The 15,769-nt window shown below is 65.1% G+C and carries 14 protein-coding genes; 10 read left to right on the forward strand and 4 right to left on the reverse strand.

Annotation, left to right across the window (positions count from 1 at the left end; all coding sequences use genetic code 11):
- Positions 1 to 33 precede the first annotated feature (33 nt).
- Positions 34 to 1,326, reverse strand: a complete 1,293-nt coding sequence (locus B0G71_RS35985) for an aspartate carbamoyltransferase (RefSeq protein WP_106282371.1) — start codon at positions 1,324 to 1,326, stop codon at positions 34 to 36.
- A 385-nt stretch (positions 1,327 to 1,711) separates the two neighbouring features.
- Between B0G71_RS35985 and dapA the strand changes: the two genes are divergently transcribed.
- The 4 genes from dapA to B0G71_RS36005 all read left to right on the forward strand — a co-directional run bounded on the left by dapA (position 1,712) and on the right by B0G71_RS36005 (position 4,910).
- Entirely contained in the window at positions 1,712 to 2,635 is a 924-nt protein-coding gene (gene dapA / locus B0G71_RS35990; RefSeq protein ID WP_116147943.1) for a 4-hydroxy-tetrahydrodipicolinate synthase, read from the forward strand.
- 323 nt (positions 2,636 to 2,958) lie between these two features.
- Positions 2,959 to 3,942, forward strand: a complete 984-nt coding sequence (locus B0G71_RS35995) for a M23 family metallopeptidase (protein WP_116149182.1) — start codon at positions 2,959 to 2,961, stop codon at positions 3,940 to 3,942.
- On the forward strand, positions 3,935 to 4,333 hold the full coding sequence (locus tag B0G71_RS36000; protein ID WP_116147944.1) for a hypothetical protein: 399 nt from the start codon (positions 3,935 to 3,937) through the stop codon (positions 4,331 to 4,333). Before B0G71_RS35995 ends, B0G71_RS36000 begins: the two co-directional genes overlap by 8 nt.
- A gap of 136 nt (positions 4,334 to 4,469) precedes the next feature.
- Positions 4,470 to 4,910, forward strand: a complete 441-nt coding sequence (locus B0G71_RS36005; RefSeq protein ID WP_116147946.1) for a polymer-forming cytoskeletal protein — start codon at positions 4,470 to 4,472, stop codon at positions 4,908 to 4,910.
- Positions 4,911 to 4,935: 25 nt separating this feature from the next.
- Here B0G71_RS36005 and B0G71_RS36010 read toward each other — a convergent pair whose 3' ends face one another.
- The 3 genes from B0G71_RS36010 to B0G71_RS36020 all read right to left on the reverse strand — a co-directional run bounded on the left by B0G71_RS36010 (position 4,936) and on the right by B0G71_RS36020 (position 8,419).
- Positions 4,936 to 5,742 carry a hypothetical protein gene (locus B0G71_RS36010; protein WP_116147948.1) on the reverse strand — a complete coding sequence of 269 codons (807 nt, stop codon included), beginning with the start codon at positions 5,740 to 5,742 and terminating at the stop codon, positions 4,936 to 4,938.
- A 92-nt stretch (positions 5,743 to 5,834) separates the two neighbouring features.
- On the reverse strand, positions 5,835 to 7,904 hold the full coding sequence (locus B0G71_RS36015) for a bifunctional diguanylate cyclase/phosphodiesterase (RefSeq protein WP_116147950.1): 2,070 nt from the start codon (positions 7,902 to 7,904) through the stop codon (positions 5,835 to 5,837).
- 80 nt (positions 7,905 to 7,984) lie between these two features.
- The gene (locus tag B0G71_RS36020) at positions 7,985 to 8,419 is read right to left on the reverse strand and encodes a rhodanese-like domain-containing protein (protein WP_116147951.1); all 435 of its coding nucleotides are present in this window, start codon (positions 8,417 to 8,419) and stop codon (positions 7,985 to 7,987) included.
- 132 nt (positions 8,420 to 8,551) lie between these two features.
- Here B0G71_RS36020 and ftrA point away from each other — a divergent pair, with 132 nt between their 5' ends.
- From ftrA to B0G71_RS36050, 6 genes are all read left to right on the forward strand, one after another.
- On the forward strand, positions 8,552 to 9,517 hold the full coding sequence (gene ftrA / locus B0G71_RS36025) for a transcriptional regulator FtrA (RefSeq protein ID WP_116147953.1): 966 nt from the start codon (positions 8,552 to 8,554) through the stop codon (positions 9,515 to 9,517).
- A 163-nt stretch (positions 9,518 to 9,680) separates the two neighbouring features.
- Positions 9,681 to 10,895 (forward strand): DUF2252 domain-containing protein, encoded by a 1,215-nt coding sequence (locus B0G71_RS36030; protein ID WP_116147954.1) that lies wholly within the window; start codon positions 9,681 to 9,683, stop codon positions 10,893 to 10,895.
- A 263-nt stretch (positions 10,896 to 11,158) separates the two neighbouring features.
- Positions 11,159 to 12,571, forward strand: coding sequence for a GH1 family beta-glucosidase (locus B0G71_RS36035; RefSeq protein WP_116147956.1), 1,413 nt, complete (start codon positions 11,159 to 11,161; stop codon positions 12,569 to 12,571).
- Positions 12,572 to 12,656: 85 nt separating this feature from the next.
- Complete coding sequence (locus tag B0G71_RS36040) at positions 12,657 to 13,895, forward strand: ABC transporter substrate-binding protein (protein ID WP_116147958.1); 1,239 nt, start codon at positions 12,657 to 12,659, stop codon at positions 13,893 to 13,895.
- A 9-nt stretch (positions 13,896 to 13,904) separates the two neighbouring features.
- Positions 13,905 to 14,852 carry a carbohydrate ABC transporter permease gene (locus B0G71_RS36045; RefSeq protein ID WP_106282546.1) on the forward strand — a complete coding sequence of 316 codons (948 nt, stop codon included), beginning with the start codon at positions 13,905 to 13,907 and terminating at the stop codon, positions 14,850 to 14,852.
- Complete coding sequence (locus B0G71_RS36050) at positions 14,852 to 15,769, forward strand: carbohydrate ABC transporter permease (protein WP_116147959.1); 918 nt, start codon at positions 14,852 to 14,854, stop codon at positions 15,767 to 15,769. Before B0G71_RS36045 ends, B0G71_RS36050 begins: the two co-directional genes overlap by 1 nt.

Here is a 15,769-nt window from a genome sequence, read left to right on the forward strand (position 1 = left end):
CGGACCGGTTTCAAAAAGCCGCCCACTGATCCATCAATCGATGCCGTGAAACACCGCATCGTCCGGGCCGAGATAGGCGGGCGGGCGCCATGCGGCATCGCGCATGGAATGCTGGACCAGTTTCTCGACGCCCAGCAGTACCGCGAAAATCGCCATCCGCACCGGAATGCCGTTGTCGGTTTGCCGGAAAATTGCCAGCCGTGAATCGTGATTCAGGTCGACGCTCAGATCGTTCGCGCCCGGCCGGCTGTCGCGCGGCAGCGGGTGCATGATCAGCGTATCGGCGCCGCATACGCTGTCCACCAGCGCCTGGTTGATCTGGAAATCCGGCGTGTAGCCTTCGAACGATTCGTCGGTGAAGCGCTCTTTCTGAATGCGCGTGGCGTACACCACGTCGGCGCCGCGCAGCCCGGTGGTCAGATCGGTGGTCTGCTCGATCACATGATCGTTGCGCGAGATCTGCTCGATGATGTAGCTCGGCATTTCGAGCATGGGCGGCGAGATCAGCGTGAACTTGATGCCGCGGTACAGCGCCAGCAGCTTGACCAGCGAGTGCACGGTGCGCCCGTATTTGAGGTCGCCGACCAGCGCGATATGCGCGCCGTCGACGATCTTGCCCAGGCGCGAGAACTCGCGCTGGATCGTGTAGAGGTCGAGCAGCGCCTGGCTCGGGTGCTCGCCCGGACCGTCGCCGCCGTTGATGACCGGCACGTTGGTGGCGCGCGCGAATTCGGCCACCGAGCCTTGCTCCGGATGGCGGATCACCAGCGCGTCCACGTAGCCGCTCATCACGCGGCTGGTGTCGTAGATCGACTCGCCCTTGGCCATCGACGAAAACGTGAAACCGGTGGTGTCGCAAACGGAGCCGCCCAGCCGGCAGAATGCCGCGCCGAAGCTCACGCGGGTGCGCGTGCTCGCCTCGAAGAACAGATTGCCGAGCACCGCGCCTTCCAGCACGCGGGAGATTTTGCGGCGGCGGGCGATCGGCTGCATGATGTCGGCCACGCGAAACAGCGCTTCCACCGAATCGCGCGAGAACTGATCCACCGAAAGCAGTTGCGGCTTGCCCTCGAACAGCATCTGGCTGGCGAGCGATTGCGCGTCTACGCTTTGCGTATATTTTTCGCCCGGCTCGCCGTGCACCACGATTTCCGACACGAAGCGCTCGACGATCTCCGGCATGGCCCGCGATTCCTGCGAGTCGTCCGGCAGCAGCCACGTGTCGAGCGCCCGGCGCGACACGCCGATGCGGCTCGCGAATGTGTCGCGCGTCATGTTCAGGCGACGCATCGCATCGCGTAGGAAGGCTTGTTGCGGGACGCTCATGGGGCACCTGTCGGAAGAGGGAATGGCGGTCTGATGTACGCGGTGCGTATATTAGTTTTCCTGCGGCAGATGTCAAGCAATTTCGAGATGCACTTTGCCAAGCTGCGTCGGCCGCGGTTACACTGCGTCTCATGCATTCCGGCCCCACGCTCAGACTCCGCCCGTCGACCTCCGCACGTCTCGCTCACGCGAGCGTGGTTGCCGCACGCGCGTCGGGTTCGAACGCCGGCGCCAAAGCCAAAAAACAGCCGCTCATCTGACCGGAGCTTGCTGTTCCGTCAGATGTGCGACGGAACAGCCGGTCAACGCCCGCCTGGGCACTTTCCTGTCTTTCCTCCCTCGCACCGCCTGACGGAATCGATACGGTCGTCATCGAGGTAAAGACATGTCTATTTTTTCGGGTATCTGGGTTCCGCTCATCACGCCGTTCGCCGACGGCGCCGTCGATCACGCCGCGTTGCGCGCGCTGGTGCGGCGCTATACCGGCGCGGGCATCGCCGGGCTGGTGGCGCTCGGCACGACCGGCGAACCCGCCGCGCTCGACGCCGCCGAACAGGACGCCGTGCTGGCGACGATTCTCGACGAAGCGCAGGCCGCCGCCCATCTGGCGCGGGATGGGCGTGCGCTGCCCGTGGTGGCCGGCGTGTCCGGCAATCTCACGGCGCGCATGCGCGAGCGCATCGAGCAACTGAACGCGCTGCCGGTGGCCGGCGTGCTGATGGCCGCGCCGTACTACATCCGGCCTTCGCAGGCGGGCATCGTCGCGCACTTCATGGCGCTGGCCGATGCCAGCGAGAAGCCGGTCGTCCTGTACGACATTCCGTCTCGAACGGGAGTGCGGCTCGAACTCGACACGCTGCTCACGCTCGCGGCGCATCCGCGGATTCAAGCGGTGAAGGATTGCGCCGGTTCGCCGGACACCACGCTTGCGCTGATCCGCGACGCTCGCTTGCAGGTGCTTGCCGGCGAGGACATCAATATGTTCAGTACCTTGTGCCTGGGCGGCAGCGGAGCGATCGCGGCGTCCGCGCATCTGCGGCCCGAGCGCTTCGTCGAGATGTATCGCGCGCTCGCGGCGGGGCGGCTAGCCGAAGGCCGGCGCATTTTTCACGCGCTCGTGCCATTGATCCAGGCGCTGTTCGCCGAGCCGAATCCCGCTCCGGTCAAGGCCTTGCTGGCTGCGCAAGGCCTGATACGCGACGAACTGCGCATGCCGATGACGCGCGCCAGCGGTGCGCTGGTCGAGCGGCTCGAAGCCCTGGCTGAACGGGAGTGGAGCGAGTCGCGGGAGACCGGAGTATCGGTTTGACGGGGGCGTTCATGGCGAAACGGGGGGGCATGAAGTGCCCGGCATCCACGCCGCGCGCGGCACATCGTCCTGGCGTCCTGTATTTGAGATGATGCTTCGTGCTGCCAGGGGATAATCGGCGCCCTCAGTCATTATCGCGGCCGGCGCGTAGCCGGTCGATGCCGTATGCAGTTAGCCCCGTTCACTGATCTTCTGTCCCGTTTGCAATCGCCCGCCACGCGTCGCACGGCCGGAGCGCTTCGCGCGTTGCCGGTTTCGAGCCGGCGTCGTGGCGCGCACAGGTGGGCGCGCGCCGCGAGCCCGGCACGCGCGAGGAGCCGCTGATGGCTTCCGTGTTTCGCGCCGGCAGCCAGCTTTCCAGCGGCTCGGTCGGCTTCGTCACACGCCGTACCGCGCTGACGCTCGCCGTGAGCGCGGCCGGCGGCGCGGCCGTGCTGGCGCTTGCCGCGGGCTTCGCGATCGGCGCTCACTGGTTCGCGCGCAACGGTTCCGGCGATCAGGCGTCGGTCCGCGTCGAGCACGACTATGCAATCGACCAGCTTGGCAAGCTGAACGCGTCGGTGGCGCAGATCGAACCGCGCATCGCGCGACTCACGGCGCAGGTCGGCGACTTGCGCGATTTCGAAGCACGCCTGAACACGCCTCGGCCCGCGCCGCGCGCATCAGCGGCGCCCGTCGCACCGGCTGCGTCCGCGGCGTCCGAAGCCGACAGCTCCGCCACCGACAGCGAAGGCGAGGGCGGCCCGGCCTTGCCGCCGCGTCGCTGTAGCGACCTCACGCCGTCGCTGGGCCGCCATGCGGATGCCGGGCGCACGGGCGAGCATCTGGATTGCCTTGCCGCGACCCTCTCGGCGCTCGAACAGCAGACCGCCGATCACGCTCTCGCCTACGCCGCCTTTCCGGGCCGCATGCCCGCCGACGGCGCGCGCTTCGGGTCGCCGTTCGGCAATCGCACCGATCCGTTCACGCATCGGTTGAGCTTTCATCCCGGGCTCGATCTGGTCGCTAAAACCGGCACGCCGATTCTGGCGGCGGCGGGCGGCCGCGTGGTCTTCGCCGGCGAGAAATCGGGCTATGGCAACGCGGTCGAAATCGATCACGGCAACGGGCTGATGACTCGCTACGGCCATGCGTCGCGAATCGTCGTGCATGTCGGCGATCTGGTGCTGCCGCGGCAATACATCGCCGATGTCGGCTCGACCGGCCGTTCCACCGGCCCGCATCTGCATTTCGAAGTCCTCGTCGACGGCGCGCCGGTCAACCCGGTGGCTTACCTCGCGCTGTTTGCGCCCGCGGCTCATGGTTAAACGGCACTCTCCGCGCGACGCGCGCAGTCTCACCCACCGCGCCTACACGCTTCGGCCCACGCGCTCGGTGGTGTTTCGCATGACGGTGTGGGCCGTGGTGTGCGTCCTGTGCGCATGCGCGGGCGCGGCGGCGCTCACGGCCTGGCACGCGAGGCGCGCCGGCTTGCCGCCTGAGCAATGCACCCCTGCGCCCGTCGACGAAGCAACGAAGCAGACCGAGTTGGCCCGCACGCGGCTAGCGCTGGAGCAAGAAACGGCGGCGCGCGCCGCGGTGCAGAAGGCTGCTGACAGCGCCGCAGCCGAGGTCGCGCGGCTCAGCGCGGAATTGCAGTTTCTGCGAGGCCAGAGCAAGCGGCGTTCTCCCGCCACCACCGCCGCGCCGCGCAGCTAACCGCGCGAACCAGGCGAACCAGGCGAACCAGGCGAACCGCAAGCTGCAAACCGCAAGGCACGCAAAGCAGCCGCCCCCAGGCTCGTCGCCACGCCCAACATTACGCGACGACCCGTTTCATTTCGAGGAAATTGTTATGTTCAAGAAGAAAAGCACCGGCATCCAGCAAACCAAGCTCGCCACCCTGATCGCTCACGACGTGCGAATCACCGGCGACCTGCAGTTCAGCGACGGCCTGCGCATGGACGGCCACGTGACGGGCAACGTCAGCGGCGAGCCGGGCGGCCAGACCCTGCTGGTCCTGAGCGATCGCGGCTCGATCGAAGGCAACGTGCACGGCTACGACGTCGTGGTCAACGGCAGGATCGTCGGCGACGTGATTGCCGATCACTTCGTCGAGTTGCAGAGCAATGCGCATGTGACCGGCAACATCTACTACCAGCAGTTGCGGATGGATTGCGGCGCGGCGGTGGACGGCAAGCTCACCAAACGCGACGCGGCGCAAGCGGCTCAGGCGGCGACGCCGCATCTGGTGTCGGTGGCTGACAGCGCCTTCGACGAACGTAAGGCCGGCTAGGGCGTCGCAGCGCCCACCCGGCGAATCAGATCGATCCCGGCAGCGGCTGGCGCGGCGCCGGCGTGTCGTGGCCGAGCGGGTCGCCGGGCACGGGGCGCCCAGTGCGCTCCGCACGCAATTCCCGGTTCGCGGCGAGCCGTTCCATGGCGACTCGTTCGAGCGTCGCGAGCATGTCCCGCTCGACGATCTGCAGTTTGAAAGCCAGCACGATCAGGCCGCTCGCCAGCAGCAGATCGCCCGCGAACACCACGGCGTACAGCGCCGACGTGGTCTGCGGATTGCCGAGCAACAACGACAGATTGGTGCGGTCGAGCAGCACGAGCACGAGCGGCACGATGGTGTTGAGTGTAACGATCGTGCCGCCGATCATCGCGATCAGACGGGCCGGCCCGAGGTGCGGACGGCGCCGGCGGCACACTTCATACAGCGTGGCGGCGCGAACCGGCAGAAAAAACAGTGCGAGCAGGACCGCGCGCAACACGGTCGGCACTTTGAAAATCAGCGCGCCGGCATAGAGCATGCAGAACACGGCCGTGACGGCCAGACCGGCGCGCCACGGCGCTATCGCGCCGAACAGCTCGCGTGTGCCGGCCCAGATCAGCATGCGGCTTTGCAGCGCGAGCGTCGCGGTGGCGATCAGCAGCACGTCGTGACGCCAGGTGAGATGCAGGGTGAAGCAGGCGGACGACGCGGCGAGCAGATAGAAACCGACGGCCCAGAGGCGGAACGCGCTCACACGCGCGAACATGCGCGACAGCGCGGTCGTGAGCAAGGCGCAGCACAAAAACGTGGTCAACCACAGCGAAGTAAACGTCGCTACATCGAATTTCATGAAGTCTCCAACACCTGGCCTGCGTGTTATTTTTTGCTCGTGAAACGAGGTCCAGCACCGGCCGCGCCGTGCGCTTCAGACGATCGTCAGGTTCATGCGGCCACCATTCTGTCCCGCAGCAGGTTGCCAAAGTCGTCGGCGTTGAGCGGCTTGCCGAGCAGGAAGCCCTGCATCTCGTCGCACCTCATCGTCTTGAGCATGTGGAGTTGCGATTCAGTTTCCACACCCTCGGCCACCACATCCATATCCAGCGAGTGCGCAAGCGCGATGATCGCCGACACGATCGCGCTGCCCTCCGGCCCGTGCGCGTCGAGCCCATTGGTGAAGAAGCGATCGATCTTCAGTTGCTTGACGCGAAAACGCTGCAGGTAGGCAAGGCTCGAATAGCCGGTGCCGAAATCGTCGATCGCGATCTCGAAGCCGCTCGCCTGGAATTCGCGGATCATTTCGATGGTCTTGGGCGCGTCCTGCATGGCCACGGTTTCGGTGATCTCGAACATGATCTGCTCGCAGGCCACGCCTTCGGCGTTGACGATTTCAAGCATGCTCGCCACGAGGTTCGGCTGCAGCAACTGGCGCGGCGACAGGTTGATCGCTACTTTCATCGACGGCAGGCCTTGCGAGACCCATTGGCGAATCTGCCGGCAGGTTTCGCGCACGACCCAGTAGCCGATCTGAACGATTTGCCCTGAACGCTCGGCGATCGGAATGAACTCGAGCGGGGTCAACGTGCCCAGTTGCGGGTGATGCAGGCGGATCAGCGCTTCGGCGCCCGCCAGCGAGTTGCCGTTGCCTTCGAACTTGGGCTGGAAGTGCAGCGAAAAATGACCGGCGGCGAGCGCGTCGTGCAAAGCGTTCTGAATTTGCAGCGTGCGCGTGGCGGCCTCGTTCATGCGGCGTTCAAAGAATCGATAGGTGCTGCGGCCCGCGCGTTTGGCCTCGTACATGGCCGCGTCGGCGTGCTTCAACAGCACTTCGACGGTGTCGCCGTCGTGTGGATAGAGGGCGATGCCGATGCTCGGCATGACCTGCAGCGGCTGCGAGTCGGTCCACACGCCAACGCGCATGCGTTCGAGCACGCCTTCCGCGAGCGCGCCGGCATCCTCGCGCGAGCCGAGGTTTTCGGCCAGCACCACGAATTCGTCGCCGCCCAGCCGCGCGACGGTGTCGGTCTCGCGGACGCACTGCAGCAGGCGCTGCGCGAACGCCGTCAGCACCTGGTCGCCGGCCGAGTGGCCGAGCGAATCGTTGATGGTCTTGAAGCCGTCGAGGTCCATGAAAAGGATCGCGAACAGCGTGCGCTGCCGCCGCGCGCCGAGGATCGCGCGTTCGATGCGCTCGGTCAGCGTGCTGCGGTTGGGCAGTCCTGTCAGGGTGTCGAGCGTGGCGAGCCGCACGATCTGACCGTTGAGCCTGGACACGGCACCGGTCAGAAGGGCGTTGCGCGCATCGAAGCGCGACAGCATCAACGTAACGATCAGTACGGCAAAGGTGAGCAGGATCACCGAAGTCGCGAGCCAGGTGGCGTTCACGCCTTGGGCCGCGCCGCAGATGGCGCCCGGCAGGAAGTCGGCGGCGGCCATGCCGGCGTAATGCATGCCGCTGATTGCCACGCCCATCACCAGCGCCGCAGCCACACGCTTGCGCACGACGTGGCGCGCGTCGTCGTTGCTGAGCGCGCGGGCCATCCACAGCGCGGCGGTCGACGCGCCGATCGCGATCGCGAGCGAACCGGCGAACCACCCCGGCCGATAGCGGATGCCAGGCGCCATCTGCAAGGCCGCCATGCCGGTGTAGTGCATGCCGGCGATCCCTAAGCCCATCAGCACGCCGCCCGCCAGCAGGCGGCCCACCGTGAGCCGTTCGTGGGTCGTGAGGCACAGGGCGAGATAGGAAGCGCCGATCGCGAGCGCGAGCGACGTGGCGGTCGTCGCCAGGTCGTAGCCGAGCGGAATCGGCAGCGAGAAGGCGAGCATGGCGATGAAGTGCATCGACCAGATGCCGCAGCCGAGCGATGCAGCGCCGCCCAGCCGCCAGACGCGCCGAAGCCGCGCCGATGCCAGCAGGAAAATGCGGCCGGTCAGGTCGAGCGCCGTGTACGACGCCAGCGTCGCAACGGCGAACGAGATGGTGACCAGCCAAAAATTATATGAGCTCTGCATGTTCAGTCCAACCGCGAAGGGGAAGCGGCTGAACTTGTTATCGACAGCCCGAGGCTTTTATTTAATCGATTCTCAATAAGTCAGCCATTGGCTTTGGCCACCTCGCCGGCGGACGCCGTTTGCGTCAGGGCGAAGCCTTCGTCGAGCCAGCCGGTGATGCCGCCGCTCATGAGCTTGACGGGCCGCCCCAACTGGGCGAGGCGCAGCGCGCCGCGCGCAGCGCCGTTGCAATGCGGCCCTGCGCAGTACGTGACGAAGAGCGTCTGCGGCGGATAGTCGGCGAGCCTGGAGGCCACGATCTTGCCGTGCGGCAGATTGAGCGCGCCCGGCACATGGCCCTGCGCGAACAGCGCGGGGCCGCGCACGTCGAGCAGCACAAAGCCGGGCGCGCCGCTCGCGAGCGCGCAGTGGACATCGGCGCAATCGGTTTCGAACTGCAGCGTGGCCTGGAAATGAGCTTGCGCGGCGGCGCTGTCGGCGGCGGGAATTTGGGTAACGGCGTTCAGAGTCGTCATGGTGACGTGAGTTTCCGATAGGAGTAGTAGGTGTGTGGGTTGCCTGGGAACGCGGTTCAGACGCCTTCATTGTGGCGCCGCGCGCCATGCGGGATAAGTGGCGGAATCGTCAATATCCGGTAACATCACGCCATGCACAATCATCTCGTCGTTACGCTCGCTTACGACCGGCTCTGCACCTTCGAGTTCGGCTGCGTGACCGAACTGTTCGCGCTCGAGCGTCCGGAACTCGGCGTGGACTGGTACCGCTTCGCGGTCTGCGCAAGCGAGCCGGGGCCGATCCGGGCGGCGGGCGGCATCACGCTTGCCGCGCCTTATACGCTCAAATTGCTGGAGCGTGCCGACACCATTGTCATTCCCGGGTGGCGCGATGCCGACGAAGCGCCGCCCGAACCGCTCCTGAAGAAAATCCGCGCCGCCTACGCGCGCGGCGCGCGCCTCTGTTCGATCTGCTCCGGCGTGTTCGTCCTCGCGGCTGCGGGCGTGCTCGACGGCAAGACCGTCACGACCCACTGGCGCTATGCCGACAAATTGCAGCAGCGCTATCCGCACTTGCATGTACAGCCGGACGCGCTGTATGTCGACGAAGGGCAGATCATCACGTCGGCGGGTTCTGCGGCAGGACTCGACATGCTGCTGCATCTGGTGCGGCGCGATCACGGCAGCGCGGTGGCGAACCGGGTCGCGCAGCGGCTCGTGGTGCCGCCGCATCGCGAGGGCGGCCAGGCGCAGTTCGTGCCGCGCCCCATGCCGCAGGACGACAGCGGCCGTCTGTCCAGACTGATGGACTGGGTGCGCACTCATCCTGCTTTGCCGCATACGTTGCGCTCGCTCGCCGAGCGGGCGGCAATGAGCCCGCGCACACTGCAGCGGCAGTTTCACGATGCCACCGGCATGGCGCCTTATGAATGGCTGGTGCGCGAACGCGTGGCCATCGCGCGCGAACTGCTCGAGGCGCAGGCGCCGCTGCCGATGGCGCGCATCGCGGAACTGGCGGGCTTCGGTTCCGAGGAATCGTTGCGGCGGCACTTCCGGCGCATTGCGTTGACGAGTCCGGGTGCGTACCGCAAGAAGTTCGGTGCGCGGGAAACGGCTTAGCGTTCAGATGCGCGCGACGCGCAAGCGCTGTCGAAGGTGAATGCCAAAACCAGGTGTTTGCGGAGCGCGGTGTGGTCTACTGTCGAACAGTCGGTTGCCGCGCCGCACGGTCTACGCCGTCGGTCCTCGCAATGCACGCCATGCTCGCATTCAAAGGAAATTCATGTTCGATATTGCCAGGACGATCGCCAGCTTTAACGCCGGTCGTGATCCCGAACGGCTCGCGATGAAATACAAAGCCATGCGCACGTCGCCGTTCGTGTTTTTGCGCGGCACGTGTCACCTGTTTTACGAACGCCTGCCCCAAGCCAAGGTGTTCGATGACGCGCCGCCGGTGTGGATCTGCGGTGACATGCATCTGGAAAATTTCGGCAGCTACAAGGGCGACAACCGGCTCATCTACTTCGACAACAACGACTTCGACGAAGCCTGCCTCGCGCCGAACCTTTACGAGCTGGTGCGCCTGTTGACGAGCGTGCTGGTCGGCGCGAGCGATCTCAAGCTGAGCCGCGCGCAGGCGCTGGCGCTGTGCCAGGTCGCGCTGGAAAAGTATGGCGCGGCGCTGGCGAACGGCAAATCACGCTGGATCGAAGCGGAAACCGCGACCGGCATGGTGCGCGATCTGTTCGTCGCGCTTGCCAGCCGCACGCGGGTGGCGCATCTGGACCGGCGCACGGTGCTCAAGGGCAAGACCCGCACGCTGAAAGTGGACGGCAAGAAAGCGCTGGCGGTCAGCGACACGCAGCGTGCCGCCGTCACGCAGTTCATGCAGAAGTTCGCCGCGGGCGAGCCCAATCCCGACTTCTTCCGCATTCTCGACGTGGCGCGCCGGATTGCCGGCACGGGGAGCCTGGGCGTGGATCGTTACGTGATTCTCGTCGAAGGCAAAGGCTCGCCGGATGGCAACTATCTGATCGATCTGAAAGAGGCGCTGCCTTCTTCCGTGACGCCGCACGTCGGCACGCCGCAGCCGGCGTGGCAGACGGAAGCGCAACGCGTCGTCGAAATCCAGCGGCGCAATCAGGCGGTCTCGCAGGCGTTCCTCCATGCGGTCGAATTCAATCAGCGCTCGTATGTGCTGCGCAGCTTGCAGCCTTCCGAAGATCGCGTGGCCCTGAGCGACTGGGACGGCAAGCTGCCGCGTCTCGAAGAGGTGGTCGGCAGCATGGCCGAGTTGAGCGCGTGGGCGCATCTGCGCAGCGGCGGGCGGCAGAAGTCGTCGATCGCCGACGATCTGATCGCGTTCGGCAATCGCCGGGACTGGCAGTTGCCGTTGGTGGAAAGCGCGACGCAGTGCGAGGCGCAGGTGGTGGCGGACTGGAAAACCTACTGCGAAGCGTATGACAGCGGCGCGTTCAACCTGGCCGCACAGCCGTGAGATTGCGTCGCGCAGGTCGCGTGTGAGATTGCGCCCGCCACGCTTGCAACAGATTCGCGCTACCGCTGACAAAGGCTCTTGCAATGCCCGGCGCATCGCCGCGCCGGGCATGCCAGCCATCGCTCCAGACAAACCCTGATTGCTGCGTCGAATCCGCCGCTGCTATCGTTCGCGGGTGTTGTGGAAGCGCTTCCACCCCAGGTGCCGGGGATGGGCGTTCCGGCTTCCACCGTACCCGGTTCAACGACCTCAGCGAGGAATCCGTGGCAAATGACACATCCGCTGTATCCGACGTTCTCTCTCCCCATTCGTCATCACTCGCCGATCCATTCACGCCGCCCGCGGACTCGTCGCTGTGGCGCAAGAATTTCCTGCTGGGCGCGGCCACCGCGTCGTATCAGATCGAAGGCGCTGTGAACGAAGACGGCCGCCTGCCGTCCATCTGGGACACGTTCTCGGCGAAGCCCGGCAAAGTGCTGGCCGGCGACACCGGCGCGGTGGCCTGCGATCACTATCATCGCTGGGAAGCCGACATCGACCTGCTGGTCGGCCTCGGCCTCGAAGCCTACCGGCTCTCGATCGCCTGGCCGCGCGTGATGGACGCGGCCGGCGCGCCGAACCGCAAAGGTATCGACTTCTACCAACGCCTGTTGGCGCGGCTGAAAGAGAAGGGCATCACGACCTTCGTCACGCTGTATCACTGGGACTTGCCGCAGCACCTGGAAGATCGCGGCGGCTGGCTCAATCGCGATACCGCCTACCGTTTCGCCGATTACGCCGACCTGATGAGCCGCGAACTGACCGGCAGCGTCGATGCGTGGATGACGCTCAACGAGCCGTGGTGCTCGGCCTATCTCGGCTACGGCAACGGCCACCACGCGCCGGGACTCGCCGACGCGCGCTACGCCACGCAGGCCATGCATCATCTGCTGCTGGCGCACGGTCTCGCGGCGCCGGTGTTGCGTGCCAACGATCCGGCGGCGCAAGTCGGCATCGTCGCCAACGTCGGACGCGGCACGGCCAACAGCGAGAGCGCCGCCGACCAGCGTGCGGCGCATCTGTTCGAAGTCCAGCACAACGCGTGGATTCTCGATCCGCTGCTCAAGGGCAGCTACCCGCAGGACTTGTTCGAGTTGTGGCCGGGCACGGAGCCGCTGGTGCTCGCCGGCGACATGCAAACCATCGCCGCGCCGCTGGACTTCCTCGGCATCAACTATTATTTCCGCACGAACGTCGCGAGCGACGGCGCGCACCGCTTCAAGGATGTGCCGCTCGAAGGCGTGGAGCGCACGCAGATGGGTTGGGAGGTGTATCCGGACGGCCTGCGCGATCTGTTGACGGGATTCAAGGCCGCCTACGCGAACCTGCCGCCGATCTACATCACGGAAAACGGCATGGCCTCGGACGACAAGGTGATCGACGCTCAGGTCGAGGACAGCCAGCGTATCTCGTTCCTCAAACGCCATCTCGCCGCGGTCGATCAGGCGATCAAGGCCGGCGTGGAGATTCGCGGCTATTTTCTCTGGTCGCTGATGGACAACTTCGAGTGGGCCTTCGGCTACGAGCGTCGCTTTGGTATCGTGCATGTCGATTACGCTACCCAGAAACGCACGATCAAACGCAGCGCGGAGCTGGTGTCGAAATTCCTGAAGGAGCGCAAGGCACGCACGGAATAGCAGGTGAAAGCTGGTTTGTATGTCGACTTGAAACACGGGTGCCAAGGCTTGGCGCAAGTTGGTTGCATGATCGAGAGGAGACGGAATGAACAGCAAAAAACTGGTCTTGCGAGGCGTGGTTGCGGCACTGGCGTTGTATGGCGTCGTTGCGCAGGCGGAGCCTTTGAAGGCCAACGTGATTCACTGGTGGACCTCGGGCGGCGAGTCGGCCGCGATCCGCCAGTTTGCCGATGCGTATAACAAGGCCGGCGGCCAGTGGGTCGACAACGCGGTGGCCGGCGCCGATCAGGCGCGCTCCACGGCGATCAACCGGATCGTCGGCGGCGACCCACCCACGGCTGCGCAGTTCAATACGTCCAGGCAGTTTCACGACCTGATCGACCAGGGCCTGCTGAACAATGTCGACGACGTCGCCGCGAAAGAGAACTGGAACGGCGTGTTCCCGCAATCGATTCTCGACAGCATCAAGGTGAAGGGACATTACTACGCCGCGCCGGTCGATATCCATATGCCCGCCTGGTTCTTCTACTCGAAGCCGGTGTTCCAGAAAGCGGGCATTGCAGGCGAGCCGAAAAGCTATGACGAGTTCATCGCCGATCTCGGCAAGCTGAAAACCGCGGGTGTGATTCCGCTCGCGCTCGGCGGCCAGCCCTGGCAGGAGAAAATCACCTTCGACGCGGTGCTGGCGGACGTGGGCGGCGCCGATCTCTACATGAAGGTGTACCGCGATCGAGACATGAACGCCGTGAAGTCGGACGCGTTCAAGAAAGTGCTGGCATCGTTCAAACACCTGCACGATTTCGTCGACCCGGGTTCGCCCGGCCGCAACTGGAACGATGCCACGGCGCTCGTGATTTCCGGCAAGGCGGGCGTGCAGATCATGGGCGACTGGGCCAAGGGCGAGTTCTCCGCGGCCAATCAGAGCGCGGGCAAGGACTTCGGCTGCTTCCCGGGTTTCGGTCCGCACTCGCCGTATCTGGTCGCGGGCGACGTGTTCGTGTTCCCGAAAACGGACAATCCCACCACGATCAAGGCGCAGAATCTGCTTGCCACGGTGATGACCTCGCCGTCGGCGCAAGTCGCATTCAGCGCGAAGAAAGGCTCGATTCCGATTCGTCCCGACGTGGACGCCGGCAGCCTCGACATCTGCGCGAAGGAGGGCATTGCGATCATGAAGGACAAGTCGCGGCAGTTGCCGAATCCGGAAATGCTGCTCTCGCCCGACACGCAGGGCGCGTTGATCGACGTCATCACCAACTTCTGGAACAAGAACCAGTCGGTCGACGACGCGCAGAAAGCGTTCGCCAGCGCGTTGAAGAGCTAGGTGCGCGGCATGCACGCGCTCAAGCTGCCCGCCGGCGGGTCGTCGTCCAAGGCTCGCCAGGCGCGGCTCAAAAAGCCGCTCAAGAAGCGTTTTCCGTTCGCGGCATGGCTGGCGCTGCTGCCGATGGTCCTGACCGTCGTGTTCGCCTATCTGGGCACGATGGTCTGGACCGCGCGCGTGTCGCTCAGCAATTCGCGCACGTTTCCTTCCGGCGATTTCGCGGGCTTCACGCAATACGCGCGTCTCTTCAATAACGACCGGTGGCTGCTCTCGTTGCAGAACATCGTGATCTACGGCGCGTGTTTCATCGTGGCGTGCATGGTGATCGGTTTGCTGCTGGCGATTTTCATCGATCAGCGTGTGGTCGCCGAAGGCGCGTTGCGTACGGTGTTTCTGTATCCGTATGCGATGTCGTTCGTGGCGACGGGGCTCGTCTGGCAGTGGATCCTGAACCCTGAACTGGGCGCGCAAGCCGTGCTGCACAAGCTCGGTTTCGCGCACGCGCGCTTCGACTGGATCGTCGATCAGGACTGGGTGATTTACACCATCGTGATTGCGACGGTATGGCAGGCCTCGGGTCTGGTGATGGCGCTATTGCTCGCGGGCCTGCGCGGCATCGACGACGAGTTATGGAAAGCCGCGCGCATCGACGGCATTCCGCGCTGGCGCGTCTACGTGAGCATCGTCGTGCCGATGCTGGGCCCATCCATCTCCACTGCCTTCGTGCTGCTGTTCGTGATGGTCGTGAAGCTCTACGACGCCGTGGTCGCGATGACGCAAGGCGGCCCCGGCACGGCGAGTGAAGTGCCGGCGAAGTTCATCATGGACTATCTGTTCGGCCGCGCCAATATCGGGCTTGCGTCGGCGGCGTCGATCGTATTGCTTGCCACCGTGCTGGCGATTCTCGCGCCGTTCTTCTATGCCCGCAGCCGCGCCGCCCTGCGCAAGGAGGTGTGATGAACACGCTCAGTCCGCCGTTGAAAAGCGGCACGCCTCGCCGCGCGCAGCAACGCCGCCGCCGCTCGGCGTTCACCCCGGCGCGGCTCGGCGTCTACGCGTTTCTGCTCACGGCGGCGCTGTTCTTCCTGCTGCCGCTTTACGTGATGCTCGTCACTTCGGTCAAGCCGATGAGCGAGATCCGCCTCGGCAATCTGCTGGCATTTCCCGCGCATTTCACGCTCAGCGCGTGGAGCGCCGCGTGGCAGTCCGCCTGCACCGGGCTCGATTGCAACGGCATTCAGGTCGGTTTCTGGAATTCGGTGCGCATTGTCGTGCCGAGCACGATTCTCTCGATCGCGATCGGCGCGGTGAACGGCTACGCGCTGTCGTTCTGGCGGCCGCGCGGCGCGGGCCTGCTGTTCGGCGTGCTGCTGATGGGCGCCTTCATTCCCGTGCAGGTGATGGTGTACCCGCTCGTGCGCGTGCTGGCGAGCGTGCATCTGTTCAGTTCGTTGCCGGGCATTGTGGTGATTCACACCATCTTCGGTATGCCGGTGATGACGCTTCTGTTCCGCAACTACTACGTGTCGATTCCGCAGGAGCTGTTCAAGGCGGCACGCATCGACGGCGGCGGCTTCTGGCGCGTCTTCCTGCAACTGATGCTGCCCATGTCCACGCCGATCATCGTGGTGGCGGTCATCATGCAGGTCACGGGTATCTGGAACGACTTCATTCTCGGCCTCGTGTTCGCCGGCACCAAAAATCTGCCGATGACGGTGCAACTGAACAACATCATCAATACGACGACCGGCGAACGCCTCTATAACGTCAATATGGCGGCGACCATTCTGACTTCCATGGTGCCGCTCGCGGTGTACTTCGTTTCGGGCCGCTGGTTCGTGCGCGGCATTGCATCCGGCGCCGTCAAGGGATAG

Source organism: Paraburkholderia sp. BL27I4N3 (genome assembly GCF_003386115.1).
Taxonomy (GTDB): Bacteria; Pseudomonadota; Gammaproteobacteria; order Burkholderiales; family Burkholderiaceae; genus Paraburkholderia.